The 22828-nt window shown below is 66.3% G+C and carries 1 protein-coding gene (running past one end of the window); it reads left to right on the top strand.

The window, feature by feature from the left end:
• Positions 1–6: 6 nt before the first annotated feature.
• A protein-coding gene (locus L5G32_RS00505) for a non-ribosomal peptide synthase/polyketide synthase (RefSeq protein ID WP_237009057.1) crosses the window boundary here: on the top strand, positions 7–22828 show its 5' portion. 1451 nt of this gene lie beyond the right edge of the window; the window shows 22822 of its 24273 coding nt (coding positions 1–22822); the start codon lies at positions 7–9; its stop codon lies off the right edge, out of view.

Below are 22828 nucleotides of genomic sequence, written 5' to 3'. Positions count from 1 at the left end.
CACACGATGTTGGGTACCGAGACTGCTGACGCGTTTGCCCGGACGTGGGGCGCACGCCCCACGACGGTGGATCTGGTGGCGTTCGTCGCGAAGGCGGAACCGACCAGGGTGGCTTTCGACGGAGCCGCCGGGCCGGTGTTGTATTCGGCTCTGAATGCGCAAGTCTCCGCGACTGCGGGAGTGCTGGCAGCGCAAGGCATCGATCCCGACGTCTCCGTCGGGGCCGCGATCACCGCGTTGGGACCGAAACGGGACCTTCCTGCAGCACAGGTCGCCGTCGAGACGAGCGCAGCGGTCGAGCGACTGCGCGCCGACGCACTCGGCGTACTCGGATCGTCTGACGTCGGATCGTTGGCTGGAATCTTCCGTGCGGCCGCATCGCATATGGGAGACAGCGTCGCGCTCACCGACACGGACGGTGCGCAGTTCACGTACGCCGAACTCGACGAGCAGTCGGACCTGTTCGCAGCGGGCCTGATCGCGGCAGGCGCCGGACCCGAGAAGTTGGTCGGTATCGCACTGCCGCGGACGGCTGAACTGATCGTCGCGCTTCTGGGCGTCGTCAAGACCGGCGCGGCGTACCTGCCGTTGGACCGGTCGCACCCGATCGACCGTCTTGCATCGGTCGTCGACGACGCCAAACCGGTACTGGTCATCACCGATGAGAGCACAGCGTCTGACTGGACTGCTCTGAACGCCGACTTCGCGACGGTGGCAGCGCAGAGCGCACTCGCCACCGACGAGTTGCGCAGCCGGATCCCGGACCGGATCGACGGCTCGCATCCGGCGTACGTCATGTACACCTCGGGTTCGACCGGCCGACCGAAGGGCGTCGTGGTGACGAACGCCGACGTGGTCGCCCTTCTATCGGCGATGAACGTGGAGTACGACTACTCGTCGGATGACGTGTGGTCGATGTTCCAGTCGTACGCGTTCGACGTGTCGGTCGGTGAGATCTGGGTGGCGCTGTCGTTCGGTGGCCGACTCGTGGTCCTCGACTTCCTCACGACGCGCTCTCCTGACGTGTTCGCCGAGGTCTTGCATCGGGAACAGGTGACGGTCGTCAATCTGACGCCGTCGGCGTTCTACCAGTTGGCCGGTGCGCTTCGTCCTCCGGCGACCGGCACACTGTCACCGACCGTCCGGTCCATGATCTTCGTCGGCGAGGCTCTCGATTTCGCGCAGGTACGCCGGTGGTACGCCGACCGCCGTGAGTTCGACGGCAACGACGGGCCGGAACTCAACAACATGTACGGGCCGACGGAGGCGACCGTCTACATGACGCGACGGGTTCTGACACCCGACTTCGTCGCGGCGACGGACGCCAGCGATGTCGGTCTGCCGCTGAGCGGATCGCAGGTGTACGTGCTGGACTCGCGACTCGTCCGAGTGCCGGACGGGGTGCCCGGCGACCTCTACCTCGCGGGCGATCAGTTGGCTCGCGGGTACGCAGGTCGGTTCGAGCTGAATGCGACTCGCTTCGTCGCTGATCCGTTCGGTGCAGCCGGTAGTCGGATGTACCAGTCCGGCGATGTCGCGATGCTCCGCGACGGAAGTCTCGAGTTCCTCGGACGCGCCGATGGTCAGGTGAAGTTACGCGGATATCGCATCGAGTTGGGCGAGGTCGAGGCAGGAATTCTGGCCGCCGACGGTGTCAACGCCGCAGCGGCAGCTATCGCAGAGCGCGAAGGCTTCCCGGACCAGTTGGTCGGGTACGTCGTGGGAGCAGCCGCCGACGGAGCCGACCTGGACGTCGCAGAGATCAGGCGATTCGCGGCGACGAAGGTTCCGGACTACATGGTCCCCGACGTCATCATGGTGCTCGATCAGCTCCCACTGAACGTCAACGGAAAGCTCGATCGGAAGGCTCTGCCGGAGCCGGTGGCCACTGCGACCGTCGAGTACGTCGCTCCCGAGAACGACGTGGAAGCGACGCTGGCCGCGATCTTCGCCGAAGCTCTCGGGGTCGACGAAGTCAGCACGATCGAGTCGGTGTTCGACATCGGCGGCAACTCGTTGCTCGCCGCCAGGATCATCGGCCAGGCGTGTGAGGCACTCGACGTCGACTTGAATCTGCGAGACCTGTTCGAGGCTCCGACAGTGCGCGGACTCGCGATGCGCGCACAGGAGACGACAACGCATGCGTTGCCGCCGATCACCCGGATCGACCCGCGTCCCGACCTAGTGCCGCTGTCGTTCGCTCAACGGCGGATGTGGTTCATCAACCGCTTCGACACCGCAGCAGGCACATACAACATTCCCGCAGTTCTACGGTTGACCGGCCCGCTCGACGCCGAAGCACTGCGCCTGGCACTCGTCGACGTCGTGGAGCGGTACGAGGTACTGCGCACGACTTTCCCCGACCGTGGCGGAGAACCTTTCCAGCAGGTCGCGCCCGCCAGCGAAGTGGCCGCCTCCCTCGACTTCACCCCGCACGGCGACGAGACTTCTGCCCGTTGGTCGAGCGGAGTCGAGACTTCGAGCGACGACGAGACTTCCGCCCGTTGGTCGAGCGGAGTCGAGACCGATCTCGACTCCGCTCGATCAGCGGCAAACGACTCCGCTCGATCGGCAGCAGGCGACTCCGTTCGATCAGCGGCAGGCGCTGTCGAAGCCGCCGTCACCACCGGCTTCGACCTGACCAGGCACTGGCCCATCCGCGCTCGGCTGATCTCGGTGGGCCCGGACGAGCACGTCTTCGCCCTCGTCGTGCATCACATCGCTGCCGACGGTGAATCGCTCGGCCCGCTGATCGGTGACCTCGTCGCCGCCTACCGCGCGCGGGCGGCGGACAGTGCTCCGCAGTTCGACGATCTCGAGATCCAGTTCGCCGATTTCGCGCTCTGGCAGCGCGAGGTCCTTGGCGAAGTGACCGACCCGGACTCCGTGGTCGGCGGCCAACTCGCATATTGGCGCGAGCAACTGTCCGGCGTGCCCGACGTGCTCACTCTGCCGTCGGACCGTCCGCGACCTGCGGTCGCGTCGTACCGTGGGGCGCAGCGTGAATTCACCGTCCCCGCGGACGTTGCTGCGCGCGTGCGCGAGGTCGCGGCAGCGCACGGCGGAACGCCGTTCATGGTGGCTCACGCCGCACTGGCCGTTCTCCTCGCACGACTCTCTGCCACTGACGACATCGCGGTGTCGACTCCCGTCGCGGGTCGTGGGCAGGCCGCTCTCGATCGCCAGATCGGCATGTTCGTCAACACGCTCGTACTGCGCACGGCGATCGACCCGACGGTGTCGTTCGCAGGCCTCCTCGAATCGGTCAAATCCACGGATCTCGACGCGTTCTCGAACGTCGAGGTGCCGTTCGAGGCCGTCGTCGATGCGGTGAGTCCCACTCGGAGTGAAGCCTTCGCGCCTCTCGCACAGGTCATGCTGTCGTTCGATCCGGCCGCGTCGCTCGGTCGGTCCGGCAGCATCTCGGTGGCGGGCCTGGAGATGGAGCAACTCGAATCGCCTTCGGTGCCGTCGCAGGTCGACCTCACGGTCGCGGTGTCGACCACGGAGGACGACGACTGGACCGGGTCAGTCACCTTCGCCACAGATCTGTTCGACCCGTCGACGGTCGACGGCATGATGGCGAAGTTCGTCGCACTCCTCGATGCGCTCACCGCAGCCCCGTACGCGCCGGTCGGCGATGTCGATGTGCTGTCGTCCGCCGAGCGGTCGGTGGTCGACGGATTCGCTCGTGGTGCGTCGGCTCCGGTCCCTGCGGGGTCGTTGGCGTCTGCTGTCCGGGCGAGCGTGGAGCGTCATCGTGACGATCCGGCGTTGGTCTTCGCGGCGCGGAGCGTGTCGTTCGGCGAGTTCGGTTCTCGGGTGAGTGCGCTGGCTCGTGAGTTGATCGCGGTAGGTGTCGGTCCGGATTCGGCTGTGGCGGTGTGTATTCCGCGGTCGGTGGAGATGATGGTCGCGATTCACGCGGTGGTGGCCGCGGGCGGGCAGTTCGTCCCGGTGGATCCGGATGCTCCCGCCGAGCGTGTGCAGTACATGCTCGCGACGTCGGGCGCCCGCGTCGTTCTGGTGGGCGGTCGTGCGGCCGTTCCGGGTCCGGTGTCGAGCAGTGCAGTGCAGGTCGTCGGCGTGGACTGCTCAGGTGCGGTGGTCGATGTCTCACCGATCACCGATGCGGATCGTTTGTCGGCTCTGGCTTCTGATGACGCGGCTTACACCTTGTTCACCTCGGGTTCGACGGGGCGTCCGAAGGGTGTGACGGTGTCGCATCGGGCGGTGCTCAATCGCTTGGCGTGGATGAACGACTGGTATCCGATCACCGGCGCCGACCGGGTGCTGCAGAAGACTCCGACGACCTTCGATGTGTCGGTGTGGGAGTTGTTCTGGCCGTTGATGTCCGGAGTGCCGTTGGTGATCGCCGAACCGGGGCGCCATGGCGATCCGGAGTATCTGGCTCAGGTGATCGCTGAGGAGCGGGTGTCGGTGATGCACTTCGTGCCGTCGATGCTCGCGGCGTTCACCGATGTGCTCGGCGAGCGTGTCGCGGCGTTGGAGTCGTTGCGGTACGTGTTCGCCTCGGGTGAGGCGTTGACGCCTGCGGTTGCTGATTCGTTGTTGACGCGGCTGCCGGATGTGGGGCTGCACAATCTGTACGGCCCGACGGAGGCCGCGGTCGATGTCACGGCGCACGCGGTGCGGGTCGGCGAGTCGGTGGTTCCGATCGGTGGACCGGTGACGAACACGTCGACGGTGGTGCTCGATTCGCGGTTGCGGCCGGTGCCGGTGGGCGTCCCGGGTGAGTTGTATCTGGGCGGCGTCCAGGTTGCGCGTGGGTATGCGGCGCGGCCGGATCTGACTGCGGAGCGTTTCGTCGCCGATCCGTCGGGTAGTGCTGGTGAGCGGCTCTATCGCACGGGTGATCTGGTGCGGTGGACGTCCTCGGGGGAGTTGGAGTATCTGGGACGCACCGACTTCCAGGTGAAGTTGCGTGGCCAGCGTCTGGAACTCGGCGAGGTCGAGGCCGCGATCGGTGCAGTTCCCGGTGTGGTGCATTCGGCTGCGTCGGTGGTCGAGGCGGCCGGCGGTCAGCAGTTGGTCGGTTATTTCTCGCCGGCTGATGTCGGTGTGGACGTGGTGCGCGACGGGATCGGTGGTGCGCTGGCGGGATACATGCGCCCGTCGGTGTGGGTGCCGATGGATGCGATGCCGTTGACGTCGTCGGGCAAGGTCGACCGGAAGGCGTTGCCTGCGCCGGTGATCGAGGCCGCGGAGTATGTGGCGCCCGAGGGCGATGTCGAGGAGAAAGTGGCTGCGGTGTTCGCAGCGCTGCTCGATACCGAGCGGGTGTCGGCCACGGAGTCGTTTTTCGATGCCGGTGGTAACTCGTTGTCGGCGATGCGCCTGGTGGCGCGGGTGTCGGATGCTCTGGGGGTCGAGGTGTCGATCCGGGACGTGTTCGATGCGCCGTCGGTGCGTGCGTTGGCTGCCGCAGTCGCCGGTCGGGGATCGGCCTTGCCGCGGGTCATGCCCGTCGAGTCCCGCCCCGAACGCATTCCGCTGTCGTTCGCTCAGCAGCGGATGTGGTTCATCAACAAGATGGAGCCCGAACTCCCCACGTACAACATCCCGGCAGTGTTCGCATTGTCCGGAGAGATCGACGTCGCCGCACTGCGAGCTGCGACCGCCGACGTGGTGGCGCGGCACGAGGTGCTGCGGACCACCTTCCCCGATGCCGACGGGTTCCCGTACCAAGCTGTCGCGTCGACCGACACGATCGACGAACGGCTCGACTGGCGGATCGTCTCGTCCGCGGACGAACTGGACTCGGACCTGCGCCGCGGATTCGACGTGACGCAGCAGTGGCCCCTGCGAGCACGACTGCTACAGGCGGGGCCGAACGAGGCCACCTTCGCGCTCGTGGCACATCACATCGCTTTCGACGGGCAGTCGTTCGCGCCGCTCGCCGCCGATCTGCTCACTGCCTACGGCGCACGGACCAACGACTCCGCGCCGACGTTCACACCGCTGGACGTGCAGTTCGCCGACTACGCGATGTGGCAGCGCGAGGTACTCGGATCACCAGACGATCCGGCGTCGATCCTCGGTGGGCAACTCGCGTTCTGGCGCGACCGACTGGCCGGTGTCCCGGATGTCATCGATCTCCCGGGCGACCGCCCGCGGCCACTGGTGGCGACCCACCGAGGCGAACTGCTGACGTTCGATATCCCGTCGGACGTCGCGCGGCGTATCGACGAGGTCGCGACACGTCACGGCGCCACCCGCTTCATGGTTCTGCACGCCGCCTTCGCGGTGTTCCTCGCTCGCCTCACCGGTGGCGAGGACATCGCTGTCGGGTCGCCGATCGGCGGTCGTGGCAGGCAGTCGCTCGATGCGATGGTCGGTATGTTCGTCAATACCCTCGTCCTGCGGACCGAAGTCGACGTCTCGCGCCCGTTCGGCGAGGTCGTGGAGGCCGTCCGCGACGGCGATCTCGATGCGTTCGCGCACGCCGACGTCCCGTTCGAGTCGGTCGTCGACGCGATGAATCCGATCCGCTCGGAGGCGTTCTCGCCGCTGGTCCAAGTGATCCTGTCGGTCGATCCGATCGATGCGGCCACGACGGCGGCCACGGTGAACGGAATGACGGTGACTCCCGTCGAGATCACTGAGGCGCCCGCACAGGTGGACCTGAACCTCACGGTCTCTACCGGCGAGCCGGATCAGGACTGGTCCGCGATCATGACGTTCGCGACCGACCTGTTCGACCGGTCGACGGCAGACGCGATGTCGAGCCGATTCGTTCGTCTGCTCGCAGGCGTTCTCGGTGACGACGGCCGCGCGGTCGGCGACGTCGCGTTGGTCGACGAGTCGGAGTGGGCGGCGCTCGTCGCCGAGTCGGCCGCGGCAAGCGTCGCGGAGACCGAGGAGACGATCGCAGGCCTCGTCGCATCTCGTGCCGCTGATTCGGCGACGGCAGCTGCGCTGATCGAGGCAGGCCGGACATACACCTATGAGGAGTTCGGTCTTCGCGTCTCCGCGCTCGCGCGCACCTTGATCGATGCCGGCGTCGGCCCGAATGTCGCGGTCGGCGTCGCTATGCACCGGAGCGCGGCGACCGTGATCGCGATTCACGCGATCATGGCGGCCGGTGGCCAGTACGTGCCGATCGATCCGGACGCCCCTGCTGATCGGTCGCAGTACATGATCGACACTGCGGCAGTCGGCGCAGTGTTGGTGGAAGCCGGGCGGCCGACGCCCTCAGCCGTCGAGGTTCTCGGCGCGACCGCACGGGTCATCGACGTGGACGTCGATCGAACGGTGCCCGAAGGTTCGACTCTGCTCGACCCGTCCGAGCGTCTGGCTGTGCTGAGCCAGGACGATGCGGCGTACACGCTCTTCACCTCGGGTTCCACTGGTCGCCCGAAGGGCGTGACCATCTCGCACCGCGCGGTGGTCAACTTCGTCGCGTGGTTCGACTCCTTGATCCCGGACGGACAGCAGCGACTGTTGTTCAAGACGCCGCACACTTTCGACGCGTCGGTGCTCGAACTGTTCTGGCCGCTCACCGCAGGGCAGACCATGGTGATCGCCGATGCAGAACGCCACCGAGACCCGCAGTACCTCGCCGATGTGATGACGGAGAACGACGTCACGGTGGTGCAGTTCGTCCCATCGATGCTGTCGGTGTTCCTGGACGTGGTCGACGAACCCGACCTCTTGCCCGGTCTGCAGGTGCTGTTCAGCGGTGGCGAGGCGTTGCCGCCTGCCGTCTATCACCGCTTCTCCGACCGCGTACCCCACGCGCGCGTCGTCAACCTGTTCGGTCCGACGGAGGCCGCCGTTTACACGATGTCGGCGGAGCTCGACGACGTGGTGGACGTGGTGCCGATCGGGCATCCGATGCAGAACACTTCGGCGCTGGTCCTCGATGCGCGACTCCACCCGGTTCCGGCCGGTATCGCGGGAGAACTGTATCTCGGCGGCGTGCAGTCGGCGCGCGGTTACGCATCCCGTCCGGACCTGACTGCCGAGCGATTCGTCGCGGATCCCTTCGGGGCTCCGGGGGCTCGTCTGTACCGAACCGGCGACCTGGTGCGCCGTCGCCGATCGGGCGACCTGGAATACCTGGGTCGCACCGACTTCCAGGTGAAGCTGCGTGGCCAGCGAATGGAACTCGGCGAGGTCGAGGCGGCGATCGCGGCGGCGCCCGGCGTCGTGCACGGCGCAGCTCGCGTCGTCGCCGGAGCGGCAGGCGATCAACTGGTCGGCTACGCGGCCCCGGCGACGGTCGACCTCGACGCAGTCCGCAGTTCGCTCGCCGAAGGACTGGCCGAGTTTATGCGGCCGACGGCGTGGGTGCTCCTCGACGTGATGCCGTTGAACTCCGCTGGCAAGGTGGACCGCCGTTCGTTGCCCGATCCCGAGCTGGTGGAGGCCGAATACGTGGCGCCGGAGACCGAGGACGAGGCGGCCCTCGCCGACGTCTTCGCTGGTCTTCTAGGCGTGGAACAGGTCAGTGTCGAAGAGTCGTTCTTCGACCTCGGTGGCAACTCGCTCGCGGCTATGCGGTTGGCTGCTCGGTCGGCGGAAGCGCTGGGCGTGCAGGTGTCGGTACGTGACGTCTTCGACGCGCCGAGTGTCCGCGAACTCTCGGCAGCGGTGGCCGATCGCACGGATGCCCTTCCGCCCGTCATTGCGGTCGAACCACGTCCGGACCGCATCCCGTTGTCGTTCGCACAGCAGCGCATCTGGTTCATCAACAACCTCGATCCGGATGCGGGAACGTACAACATTCCGGCCGTACTGAAGCTGACCGGCGATCTCGATGTCGATGCGCTGCGGCAGTCTCTCGTCGACGTCGTGCAGCGCCACGAGGTGCTGCGAACGACGTTCCCGTCGATCGACGGAGACCCGTACCAACAGATCGGTGCACGCGCGGCGGCCGACGAGCACATCGACTGGGCGGTAGTCCCATCGAAGGATCTGCTCGACGCCGCTGTGACGCAGGGCTTCGACGTCTCGGTGCAGTGGCCGATCCGTGCTCGCCTGTGGCAGAGCGGTCCGCGCGAATTCGTGATCGCCATCGTCGTCCACCACATCGCCGCCGACGGTGAGTCGATGGGCCCGTTGGTCGGCGACCTCGTCGCCGCGTACCAGGCGCGGTCGACGGGCACGCGTCCGGAGTTCGCACCGATCGAGGTTCAGTTCGCTGATTTCGCGATCTGGCAGCATCAGGTCCTCGGCGCGGGATCGGATCCTGCATCGGAGACCGGCAGGCAACTCGCATACTGGCGGGACCAGTTGGCAGGTCTGCCCGATGTGCTCGACCTGCCGAACGACCGTACTCGGCCGCAGAGTTCCAGTGGCCGCGCCGCCGAGACACACTTCCACCTGCCGCGCGCCGTCGCCGACCGGATAACGGACGTTGCGGCGGCACACGGCGCAACACCGTTCATGGTGGTGCATGCTGCGCTGTCCGCACTGTTGGCGCGACTCTCCTCGAGCGAGGACATCGCCGTCGCCACACCTGTCGGCGGCCGCGGGTCTGCTGTGCTGGATCAATTGGTCGGTATGTTCGTGAACACTCTGGTTCTGCGTGCGCGCGTCGAAGCAGAGATGACGTTCAGCGAACTGCTGGCACAGGCGCGCACCACGGACCTCGAAGCATTCGAGCATTCGAACGCTCCCTTCGAGTCCGTCGTCGACGCCGTCAGTCCGACGCGAAGCGAGTCGTTCGCACCGCTCGCTCAAGTACTCCTGTCGTTCGATCCCGGTCGCTCGGCGCGCGGTATCAGCGTTCCCTCCGGTGACCTGACCGTCGAGGCCGTCGAGCCTCCGGCGCAGCGGACCGAGATGGATCTTGAACTCATCCTTTCGTCGAATGACGACGGTCCGTGGGAAGCCACCCTCATCTACGCGACGGACCTGTTCGACCCGAGCACCGCGGAGTCGTTCGCTACGCGCTTCGTCTCCCTCGTCGACTCGATGACAGTGGAGCCGGGCCGGCCGATCGGCGACAGCGCACTGCTGGCCGGAGAAGAACTCGAGGCGATCGTCGACCTGGGCCGAGGGCCGGATCTTTCAGTCCCCAGCGAGACTGTTGCCGACTACCTCACCGACGCAGGGCTGCCTGAACCCGGAGCGGTGGCTATCTCGTTCCAGGGCCGCGATGTGACGTTCGGTGAGTGGTCGAGTCGTGTGAACGCCACTGCCAGGGAATTGATTCGGGCGGGCGTCGGTCCGGACGTCGCGGTCGGCGTGTGCGTCGATCGGTCCATCGAGATGCTGATCGCGATGCACGCCGTTGTCGTCGCAGGCGGACAGTACGTTCCGATCGACATCGACGCGCCTGCTGACCGAATCGGTTACATGGCGGAGATCGCCAGCTTCGAGATCGTACTCACTGCACCTGGACAGGTGCCGGACGGTGTTGCTGACCTCCCCGCACTGAGGCCGATCACTGTCGATTCGACGGTCGACGTCGAGGGTCGAGACGGGCGTTCGGTAACCGACGCGGATCGGATCGCGCCGCTACACCAGGAGTCGGCGGTCTACACGATGTTCACGTCCGGCTCCACCGGTCGGCCGAAGGGCGTGACGGTCAGTCACCGAGCTTTCCGCGCACACCTGCACCGCACGGCGCTGCTGTTCGCGGAGGCATCGATCGAGAGTGCGCTACTCAAGTCCCCATACACATTCGACGCGTCTGTGTGGGAGTTCTTCTGGTCATTCGGCGCAGGGCGACGCCTAGTCGTCGCGCGTCCCGGAGGCCATCGCGACATCGACTACCTCGTGGATGTGATCGAAGCCGAAAGCATCCAGGCGTTCGAGGCTGTCCCCGCCGTGCTCTCGGCGATTCTCGAACACGATGCGGACGGCCGGAGCCGTGCGCTGAGTTCGGTGCGGCTCCTGCAGACCGGTGGCGATGCGCTGAACGGCGTGCTGGCCGACGCGGTGACGACCTACCTGCCCGACGCTGTGTTCCTCAACCAGTACGGGCCGACCGAGGCGACCAACTACGTGGTCGAGCACACGGTGGTGGACGGATCTCATCCGCCGATCGGTAAGCCTATTGCGAATACCACTGCGCGAGTTCTCGATTCACGTCTTCTCGATGTCCCGGGCGGAGTTGTCGGCGAACTGTACATCGGTGGGGTCCAGGTCGCCCGCGGCTATTCGGGCCGACCTGATCTGACCGCGGAGCGCTTCGTCGCGGATCCTTCGGGTGCGCCCGGCAGCCGCTTGTATCGCACCGGCGATCTGGTCCGCTGGAATGCTGCGGGCCAGTTGGAGTACTTGGGTCGTTCGGACTTCCAGGTGAAGCTGCGAGGTCAGCGTCTGGAACTCGGTGAGGTCGAGGCAGCAGTGGCTGCAGCGCCCGGAGTGGTCCATGCTGCCGCCGCAGTGGCTGAGATCGGTGGCGGTCAGCAGCTGGTCGCCTATTACTCGCCGGGCGACCTCGACGCCGACATCGTCAAGGGATCGGTGACGGCCGCGCTTCCCGAGTACATGCGCCCGTCTGTGTGGATGCCGGTCGACGTGATGCCGTTGATGTCATCGGGCAAGGTCGATCGCAAGGCATTGCCTGCACCCGTGCTGCAGTTGGCCGATTACGTGGCGCCCGAATCGGACGACGAAGCCGTGGTCGCCGCGGTGTACGCCGATCTTCTCGGGCTCGAGCAAGTCTCGGTGACGGAATCGTTCTTCGACGCCGGTGGCAACTCGCTGTCGGCGATGCGCCTCGTCTCACGAGTGTCGGAGGCACTCGGGGTCGACGTGTCGATCAGGGATGTGTTCGATTCACCGACAGCTCGCGAACTGGCGGTCGCCGTCGCGGGACGCGCGAGTGCTCTGCCACCCGTCAGCCGCATGCCGCGACCGGAACAGATTCCGCTGTCACTCGCGCAGCAGCGTGTCTGGTTCATCAATCAGTTCGATCCGGGTACCAGCGCCTACAACATTCCGACGTTGTTGAAGATCACCGGTCCGCTGCGAGTAGACGCTCTCCGTGAAGCGCTGGTCGACTTGGTGGTCCGGCACGAACCGCTCCGAACCACGTTCCCTGCCGTCGATGGAGTGCCGTACCAGGACATCAGCGGGACCGAGGGGGTCTCGGCGGGGCTGGACTGGGCGGTCGTCGAATCGCAGGCCGACGTCGAAGCGTCGGTGGTCGAAGGATTCGATCTGTTGGCACAGTGGCCGCTTCGCGTGAGGTTGTGGCGTGCTGCCGATGACGAGTATCTACTCGCCGTCGTCGCTCACCACATCGCCGCGGACGGTGAGTCGATGGTGCCGTTGGTGCGTGACCTGGTCACTGCATACGCTGCACGATCCGAAGGTGCAGCGCCTGAGTTCGCGCCGCTCGAGGTGGACTTCGCCGACTACGCGATCTGGCAACGCTCGGAGCTCGGCAGCCCGTCCGATGAGACGTCGGTGCTCGGCAGTCAGTTGGCCTACTGGAAGGGTCGGCTCGAGGGGATTCCGGACGTCCTTGAGGTGCCGACCGACCGGCCTCGTCCCGCCGTAGCGTCCAATCGTGGTGCGCAGGTTGGCATCTCGCTGCCTGCAGACACTGCACAGTGGGTCACACACTTCGCGAGTGCTGCGAATGCCACGCCGTTCATAGTCGTCCACGCAGCACTGTCGGCCGTGCTCGCGCGCGAAGCCGCGACAGACGACGTCGTCGTGTCGACTCCTATCGCGGGTCGCGGTCAGCAGGTTCTCGATCCGCTCGTCGGCATGTTCGTGAACACGTTGGTTCTGCGGACGAAGGTCGACCCGGCCGAGTCGTTCAGCGATCTCGTGCGGTCGGTGCGGCGACATGACCTGGATGCCTTCGGGAACGCAGACGTACCGTTCGAGTCGCTAGTGGAGGCGCTCAACCCGGTGCGCAGCGAGGCGTTCGCGCCACTTGCTCAGGCGATGCTGTCCGTGGTCGACGACGACACGGCGCTGGTGAACATCGCAGGCGCCACGATCGAACCGGTGCAGATCGACAATCTGCCTGCGAAGGTCGACCTGAGCTTCCTACTGGGAATCAAGGACTCCTCGGAAGGGTGGAAGGGCACGGTCCTCTACGCGACGGACCTCTTCGACGGATCGACCGTGATCCGGCTGTGGGACCGCGTCGTCGCACTGCTCGATACGGTGCGATCCGAGCCTGATCGACTACTCGGAGACGTCGACCTGTTGACGGTCGAGGAATCCTCGGCGATCACCGGATGGGGCCGCGGTGACGTGGTGCCGATGACGGGCGATCTCGCTCTCACCGGACTCGTCGACTCGGCGCGTGCCGGCCGTGGCACTGACGCGACAGCGCTCGTGTACCGCGGGGAGCCGATGTCGTACGGCTCCTTCGCCGAATCCGTGAACACTCTGGCGAGGCGTCTGATCGCAGCAGGGGTGGGACCGGACACTGCGGTTGGCGTGTGCATGGAACGCTCGTTCGAGGTGATGGTCGCGGTTCACGCCGTGATCGTCGCGGGCGGACAGTTCGTGCCGATCGACACCGACGCCCCAGCAGACCGGACCGAATATGTGTTGCAGACGGCTCGGGTGTCACTCGTCCTGGTCGCACCAGGGGAGTCGCCCGAGGCGTTGGCGGGTATCGACATCGAGAAGGTCATCGTCGACTCGAAGGACGCATCGAACGGCACCCCGCTGAGTGACGCAGAACGCGCCTCGACGCCGTTGCCCGATCACGCCGCGTACACCTTGTTCACGTCGGGCTCGACGGGACGTCCCAAGGGCGTCACCGTCACGCGGCGGGCGCTGTCGAATACGTTGCGGTGGTTCGCTGATTCGAACGGCTTCGACGACCACGTCTTTCTGTTGAAGACCCCGTACACCTTCGACGCCTCGATTTGGGACTACTTCGGGTCCGTGTTCAGCGGTGGGCCTGCGGTGATTGCGGAACCCGGTGGACATCGGGACCCGCAGTACCTCCTGGACTTGATTCGTACTGAACGAGTGACCACAGCCAAGTTTGTGCCGTCGATGCTGGCTGCGTTGACTGAACTCCATCGATTCACGGGCGGTCAGCCATGCGACTCGATGAGAAACATCTACAGCGGTGGCGAGGCCCTCGGTAAGAACCTTGTTGAGGAACTGGAAAGCCTGTTCCCCAACGCATCGGTGATAAATCAATACGGGCCGACCGAGGCCACCGTCGACATCACGCAGACACAGGTGGACCGGGACCGGGCCATCACCATCGGTCGTCCGATGTGGAACTGCGAGGTTCGCATCCTGGACGGTCGGCTCCGTCCCGTGCGCGCCGGTGTCACCGGCGAGTTGTACCTCTGCGGTCCGCAATTGGCCCGCGGGTACGCATCGCAGCCTGCACAGACCGCAGGCGCCTTCGTGAGCGACCCGATGGGGGAGCCCGGCGCTCGCATGTACCGCACAGGCGACCTCGCTCGGTGGACCGGGACCGGGGAGATCGACTACCTCGGCCGCGCCGATTCGCAGGTGAAGATCCGTGGTCAGCGGCTCGAGCTCGGCGAAGTCGAAGGCGTCGTCGTCGAACATCCGGACGTCGTACACGCCGCCGTCACTGTCGTGACGGCACCCGGCGGAGGCGATGCGCTGGCCGCATACGTGTCGGTGGCGCCGTCGGCCACGACGACTGTCGACGCTCTGCGGCAGTGGACCGCAGAGCGACTCCCGGAGTACATGCGGCCGTCCGCGTGGACGGTTGTTCCCGAGATGCCGTTGACCGTCTCCGGCAAGATCGACCGCCGCTCGCTGCCCGAACCTGAGTTCGGCGGCGTCGAGTACGTAGCGCCAGTCGGCGCAGCCGAAGAAGCGGTGGCAGCGGTCTTCGCAGATCTGCTGGGCGCCGACCAGGTCAGTGCCACGGAGTCGTTCTTCGACGTGGGCGGCAACTCACTGCTGGCGGCACGGTTGTCCGCCCGTGTGGGCGCTGCACTCGATGTCGACGTCTCGATCAGGGACGTGTTCGACGCACCGACTGTTCGCGGGCTCGCCGCGGCGATCGCGGATGCGGCGCCCGCGTTGCCGCCAGTCGTTCGAACAGAACCTCGACCGCAGCCGATTCCGGTGTCCCGCGCACAGCGTCGGATGTGGTTCATGAACCAATTCGACACCGCGTCGGGCGCCTATAACCTTCCGGTGGCGTTGAAGCTGACCGGTGATGTCGAGGTCTCGACACTGGCCGAGGCCGTACGCGACCTCGTCGTGCGTCACGAGGTGCTGCGAACGGTCTACCCGTCCGTCGACGGGGCGCCCGTACAAGAAGTGCTTCCGGCGACGGCGGCACGCGCCATGCTCGACTGGGCCGAGGTCGCGTCACTCGATGAATTGATCGAGTCCACGGTCGCGGGTTTCGACGTGTCCCGACAGATTCCCATTCGCGGCCGCGTCCACCGGTCCGACGACGGTCTGTCGATCGCGATCACCGTGCACCACATCGCGATGGACGGCGAATCCATTCCCGTCCTCGCGCGAGACCTGCTTGCCGCCTACGCGTCGCGAGTCGACGAGACAGTGTCGGCACTGCCCGAACTCGACGTGCAGTACGCCGACTACGCAGTGTGGCAGCAGTCCGTACTGGGAGATGCCGCCGACAGCGGAAGTGTGTTGGGCAGGCAACTCGCATACTGGCGTAAGGCACTCGCCGGTCTCCCCGCGGTGACTGACCTGCCGATGGACCGACCACGCCCAGCCGCGCTGAGCGAGGCTGGCGGCATCGTCACCGTCGAACTCGACGACGCGATCGCCGACGGAGTCGACGCTCTCGCTCGGGAACGCGGCATGTCGGCGTTCATGGTGACCGAAGCGGCATTCGCCGCCGCGGTCGCGCGTCTCGCAGCCACGTCCGACGTGGTCGTCGGGACGCCGGTCGCCGGTCGCAGCAGCGCAGCGCTCGACGACCTCATCGGAATGTTCGTCAACACGCTTCTCCTGCGTACCCAGGTCGATCCCGGCAAGTCGGTGGACGCATTGCTCGCCGAGGCCCGCAGCGGAATCCTGAATGCGTTCGCGAACGACCAAGTTCAGTTCGACGATCTCATCGACGAATTGGCGCCGGAGCGGTCGTCGGCGTATCAGCCGTTGGCACAGGTCTCGTTCACCTACACGGACGCCGCAGATCACCCGGACGCGATCGCGCTGGCCGGTGTCGAAGCGCAGCCGATGAAGTCCGCGAACGTCGAGGCGAAGTTCGACTTGACGACGGTGGTCCGCGCTCGGACCGCCGCGTCCACGATGGCCGCGGACTTCATCTACGCCGCAGACCTGTTCGACGAGTCGTCGGCGAGGCGGTTCGCTGCCGTCTTTGAGCGTGTCCTGACTGCGATGATCGAGGATCAGGATGTGGCGGTCGGCGACATCGACATCGTGGGCGCTGTAGTTCCGTCGGCTTCGGAAGCTGCGCCGACGCGAGCGTTGCGCGACAGCAGCGCGGCGATCGGTCGCGGCGGCGAGGTCGAGACAGGGACCCTGATCGATCTGCTGTCCGAGCGGGACCTCGACCTCGAGCACCCCGCCCTGATCTGTGACGGGGTCGAACTCGACTACGAGGAGTTCGAAGAGCGGACCAACGGCATTGCGCGAGCACTGCTCGCCCGCGGAGTGACGCCGGAGGACGTCGTGGCCGTCGGCCTGGAGCGTTCGATCGATTCAGTTCTCGCAGTGTGGGGCGTCATCAAGTCGGGCGCCGCATACGTGCCGGTCGATCCGGCCTACCCCGAAGACCGCATCGCCTTCATGGTCGCCGACTCGGCGGCAGCGATCGGCATCACCGATGAAGGCACGCGCGGCCGGCTCGGCGACTCGGCGTGCGACTGGGTGTACCTCCCGGACCTCGAGGCCGAAGCAGAGTCGGGCGACGATATCGAACCCGCCGAACGCAACGGCTCGGTGCGCCTGGACAACCTCGCGTACCTGATCTACACGTCGGGCTCCACTGGCCGACCGAAGGCCGTCGGCGTCTCGCACACTGGCATCGTCGACTTCGTCGAATCGCTCGCGAAGATCACCGCGGGTCCGCCAGAAGACGAGCCCGACACTCGAATCCTGCACGTTGCATCACCGAGCTTCGACGCATCGATGTTCGAGATGGCCTGGGCCATTCCCGCAGGCCACACACTGGTGATCGCGCCGCACACCGAGTTCGCGGGCGATGCACTCGCCACGGTGCTCGAACGCGACGAAGTCACCGACATGATCATCACCCCGTCCGTCCTGGCGACTGTCGATCCCGAGCGCGCTCAGTACGTGCGCAACCTCGCGACCGGTGGCGAAGCCTGCCCGCCGGAACTCGTCGAACGCTGGTCGGAACGCGGCCGCCGCATCTTCAACTGCTACGGCCCCACCGAGGCCACCGTGTGGGCGACGCGCTCGCGCATGCAGGCCGGGAAGCCCGTCACAATCGGCAAGCCGAACGACGGCTTCACCGCACACGTCCTCGACGCGCGACTTCATCAGGTTCCCCATGGCGTGGTCGGCGAGTTGTATCTGGCGACCGCTGGTTTGGCTCGCGGCTACCTCGGACGGCCAGACCTGACGGCGACCAGCTTCATCGCCGATCCGTACGGCGATCCAGGGTCGCGGATGTACGCCACCGGAGACCTCGTCCGGCGGACCAAGAATGGCAATCTTGAGTTCGCCGGTCGTGTGGACTTCCAGGTCAAGATCAACGGTCAACGTGTGGAACTCGGCGAGATCGAGGCGGTACTCGACGATCAACCAGGAGTCGCGCAGTCTGTCGTGATCGGCGTGGACTCTGAACTCGGTGGACGTAAGCACACCGAGATCGTCGCCTACCTCGTGGCCAAGCCTGGCGAGGCAATCGATACTGACGCTGTCCTCGACGACGCAGCGGAACGACTGGCCGCACACATGGTGCCGAGCCAAGCGATTGCGATCGATCAGATCCCACTCACGCCGGCAGGAAAGCTCGACCGCAAGGCGCTGCCGGAGCCGCACGCCAAGGAAGCGACCGAATACGTCGCGCCGGAGAACGCAGGGGAGGAGACTCTCGCGCGCATCATCGCGGGCTTCCTGGGCGAGGATCAGGTCAGCGTCACTGAGAGCTTCTTCGCGCTCGGCGGCGACTCGATCATGTCGATCCAACTGTCGTCCGCAGCGAAGGCTGCCGGCCTGCACCTGTCTCCCCGCGACATCTTCGAGTTGAAGACTATTCGCGCCATGGCTGCTGCCGCAGCCTCGTCGGACGGGCCCGCCGAACTGATCGCAGAACTGCCGGGCGGGGGCTTAGGTGAGATGCCGCTGCCGCCGGTGACGTCGTGGATGATCGAGCACTCCGAACAGCCGTCGGACTTCGCAGACTTCTCGCAGCCGGTCGTCTTCAATCTGCCCAGAGCGGCGACGGTCGCCGATGTGCAGACTGTCGTCGACGCGGTAGCAGCCGTCCACCCGATGCTGACCGCGACGCTCACTGGAAGTGGGCACGATTGGACCCTCACGGCGGGCGCCGGTTCGGTTCCGGCAGTTCTGGAGATCGCGGCGGCCGACGACATCGACGCAAGTCTGCTCACTGCGCATCGTGGTCTGCTGTCCGCTCTTGACCCTGCGACGGGGGCACTGATGGGCGTCGCGCTGGTCACTGGCGTGCAGTGGCACCGCATGGTGATCGCCGTCCACCATCTCGGTGTGGATGCGGTGTCGTGGCCGATCATCGTCGAAGATCTCGTCACCGCGTGGGCGCAGCACACCTCGGGGCGTCCGATCGAATTGCGATCGGAAGGCACCTCCGCCCGTCGCGTCGCACATCTCCTCGCCGATCAAGTCGACGCACGAGAAGGAGAAGTCGATTACTGGCTGGGGCAGTCGCCGGTCAGGCGGACGTCCTTCGGTGACGCCGCTGATCGCCAGCGACACCGCTGGCACAGTCAGGCGTCGTACCGGCACGTGGTCGGCGCCGATGTTGCGGATGCAGTCCTCGCCGCAGTGCCCAACGCGTTCGGCGGAAACGTCGACGACGTGCTGCTCGGCGCATTGGCTCGCGCAGTGCGGTCATGGCAAGACGACCACGGTATCGAGGACGACGCGCCGGTCACGGTTCAGATCGAGGGACACGGACGCGATGAGCGGATCGCGGGCGACGAAGGTCTGATCGATCTGTCCCGCACGGTCGGCTGGTTCACCAGCATTGCGCCAGTCGCCGTCGATCCCTCCACGGACATCGTCCACGCGATCAAATCGGCGAAGGACGCGCGTATGGCGCGCCCGGCAGGCGGTGTCGGATTCGGCATCCTCCGATACGGCACGGACGGTGAACTCGCACAGCGACCGCTCCCGAGCATCGCGTACAACTACTTCGGTAGCGGAACTGCGCCGATCGACGACACCGCGTCGGACGAATTCCTTCCGGTCTCGGGCGGACCGCACCTCCCGAGCACCGTGTCGGGTGCGATGTTCTCGCCGAATGTGTTCGGCATAAACGTGAGTGCCGCAGGCACCGATGCGAAGCGACTCGAGGCCCAGTTCTCGTACGCCACTGATGTTCTCGACGAGGCCGCAGTCGCCGACATCGCCTGCCGCTGGCAGAACGAGTTGCAGGAGATCGCCGGCCTCGTTCTCGGCGGTGCCGACATCGGGCTCAGCCCGTCGGACGTTCCAGGTACCGACCTCGTGCAAGCCGACCTCGATCGGGTCGCTGCCCGTTACCCGGGCGCCGACGTCTGGCCGATGACGCCGTTGCAGCAGGGCCTGTATTTCCAGGCCGACCTCGCGGGGAACGGAGCAGACGAGCGATCGGGCATCGACGTCTACGTCACGCAGTCGGTGCTCTCGCTGACGGGCGGCGTCGACACCGATCGCTTGCGAACCGCATTCGGCATGCTCCTCGACCGGCATCGCGTGCTGCGGTCCGGATTCGTCCGGGTCGGCAGCGGTGTCGCGGTCACGGTGGTTCCTGCTGAGGTAGACGTGCCGTGGAGCGTCGTGGATCTGCGCTCGGGTCCGGCTGACGACCGCGACCGCCAGGTCCGCGCAGTGGTCGACAACGAACGAGCGAAGCCCTTCGACATGGCGCAGCCTCCGCTCATTCGCACGGCCCTGGTCCATCACCGCGATGGCGCCGAGCTGGTCATCACGAATCACCATCTGTTGGTGGACGGGTGGTCGAGCCCGCTCGTTCTCGCTGATCTCCTCGCGCTGTACGCCACCGGGGCGACGTACACGGGCTCGGTCGCAGGTGCGTCGACAGGCGACTTCGCCGACCACGCCCGCGCCGTCGCGGCGACTGACACCGCGGCCGGACTCAGCGCCTGGCGTGAGGTGTTGGCACCGGTCACCGAGCCGACACTCGTCGCGCCCGGTCACGAGCCGTCTGCCGATGCGCCGCCGCGCGACTTCGAGTTCGACCTGAGCGGTGAGATCGCCAATCGGCTCGACGCGATCGGTCGCGAGAACTCGGTCACCATGGCCACCGTCGTCCAGTTCGCGTGGGCGGTTCTGCTTTCCCGGATGACCGGTAATCAGGCGGTGTCGTTCGCCGAGACGGTGTCGGGCCGATCGCCCGACATCGACGGCATCGAGTCGATGATCGGCATGTTCATCAATACGGTTCCGGCGGTGGTGGACGTCGACCCGAACGCATCGGTCATCGACGTGCTGACCGCCATGCAGAACGACAAGGTGAAGGTCCTCGACTATCAGCAGATGGGGCTTCCGTCGCTGATCGCGCAGACCGGACTTCCCGCGCTGTTCGACACCCTCGCGGTGTACGAGTCGTACCCGGTGGACACTGAATCGATCACCGGTATCGATGCTTCCGCGAACGGTGGGCTGCAGTTGGTCGACGCGCAGACCACGGATGCGACGCACTATCCGCTGAATCTGTCGGCGTCTCGCCGAGGCGACGAACTGGCCATGAAGATCAAGTTCCTGCCGACCGCATATCCGGTGGAACAGGTCGAGATCTTCGCACAGGCACTGGTCCAGGTTCTTTCGACGATGGCTGACGATCCGCAGAATACCTGTGGCAGCCTCTCGTTGCTGTCGACCACCGACCGCGCTGCACTGCTGCCGGTCACTGGCGGGCCGGCTGCCGACCCTGTGCTGTTGCCGGATCTGTTCGCCGAGGCCGCACGTCGTGCCCCCGATCGGGTAGCGGTCGTCGATGGAAACGGTGGGTCGCTGACCTACCGCGAACTCGACGAACGCTCCAACCGCTTGGCGCGATGGCTCATCGGCCGAGGCGTCGGACCGGAGCGTCCAGTGGCGCTTGCGATCGGACGGTCGGTCGAGTTGCTGACGGCGATCTGGGCGGTCGCCAAGACCGGGGGAGCCTACGTCCCCGTCGACCCCGACTACCCGGCCGAGCGCGTGACTTCCATGATCGAAGACAGCGCGGCCGTCCTCGGACTCGCGGTCGCGGCATCCGGCGAGCTTCCGTCGCGCGGATTCGAATGGACGCGCGTCGACGCCCCGGACATCGCTGCAGCGGTCGCCGCGGAATCGGATGCCACGGTCACCGCCGCCGATCGGCTCGGCGTGGTCACGGCGTCGAACCTGGCGTACGTGATCTACACGTCCGGATCCACCGGCAGGCCCAAGGGCGTCGCAGTGACCCACTCGGGTCTGGCGAACTTCGCACGTCAGGAGTCCGAACGCCTCGACGCCGGTGACGGCGCCGTGGTCCTCGGCTTCGCGTCCCCGAGTTTCGACGCGTCGGTCCTCGAATACCTTCTCGCCACCGCGAACGCGGGCACCTTGGCGTACCGGCCGGCGGACGCCGTCGGCGGTCCCGCTCTGGAACAGTTCATCACCGCGCACCGAGTGACGCATACGTTCCTGACCCCGTCCGTGCTGGCCACGCTCGATCCGGTCGCAGTGCCGACCCTCGCATCGATCGCGGCGGGCGGCGAAGCGGTGCCGCAACCGATCGTCGATCGGTGGGCCGACACCTGCTCTCTGCATAACCTCTACGGCCCGACTGAGACGACGATCGGGATCACGATCAGTGCGCCGATGTCCGTCGGCGATCCCGTCCGGCTGGGTGGCCCGATCGGCGGCGTCGACCTCATGGTGCTCGACGAGCGACTCAGTCCGGTGCCGGTCGGCTTGCCAGGCGAACTGTATGTCGCGGGCGGAGCCCTCTCGCGCGGATATCTCGACCGCCCGGGACTGACGTCGGAGCGTTTCACCGCTAATCCGCACGGTGGCGCCGGATCGCGGATGTATCGGACCGGCGACGTGGTTCGTTGGACACCGTCTACGGACGGCGGACTCACTCTCGAGTACACCGGTCGATCGGACGACCAGGTGAAGCTGCGCGGTCTGCGCATCGAACTCGGCGAGATCGAAGCCGTCCTGAGCGAGCACGAGAACGTTCACGCTGCGGTCGTTCTCGGAGTCGGAGGCTCGGTGGCTACCGCGTTGGCCGCATACGTCGTGGTCGGCGACCCGTCCGTCGACGTTGCTGACCTCACGGCGTTCGTGTCGCGACGACTGCCGTCGCACATGGTGCCGTCGTCGTTCACCGTTCTCGACGAACTCCCGCTGACACCGGTCGGCAAGCTCGACAAGCGAGCGCTACCCGAGCCGGTCATCGTGAGCGGTAAGTTCGTCGCGCCTGCGACCGGGGCCGAGCGGGCCGTGGCCGACGTGATCGCAGCCGTGCTCGCGATCGACGAGAGCGACGTGTCGGCGACGGCGAGTTTCTTCGATCTCGGAGGAGACTCGTTGTCGGCCGCGCGCCTCGCGGCACGTTTGTCCGACCAGCTCGGCGTGTCCGTGACAGTGCGCGACGTGTTCGATTCCGACTCGGTTCGCAGCCTTGCTCGACGCGTGGACAGTGGGTCGGATGCTGCGATCCTCTCGCCGATCGAGGCGGTTCATCCGAGGCCGGACCGAATCCCCTTGTCGTTCGCACAGCAGC

Source organism: Gordonia zhenghanii (genome assembly GCF_021738965.1).
GTDB classification, from domain to species: domain Bacteria; phylum Actinomycetota; class Actinomycetes; order Mycobacteriales; family Mycobacteriaceae; genus Gordonia; species Gordonia zhenghanii.
Note: the sequence above shows the minus strand (reverse complement) of the source record. Positions and strands in the feature narration are given on the sequence as shown.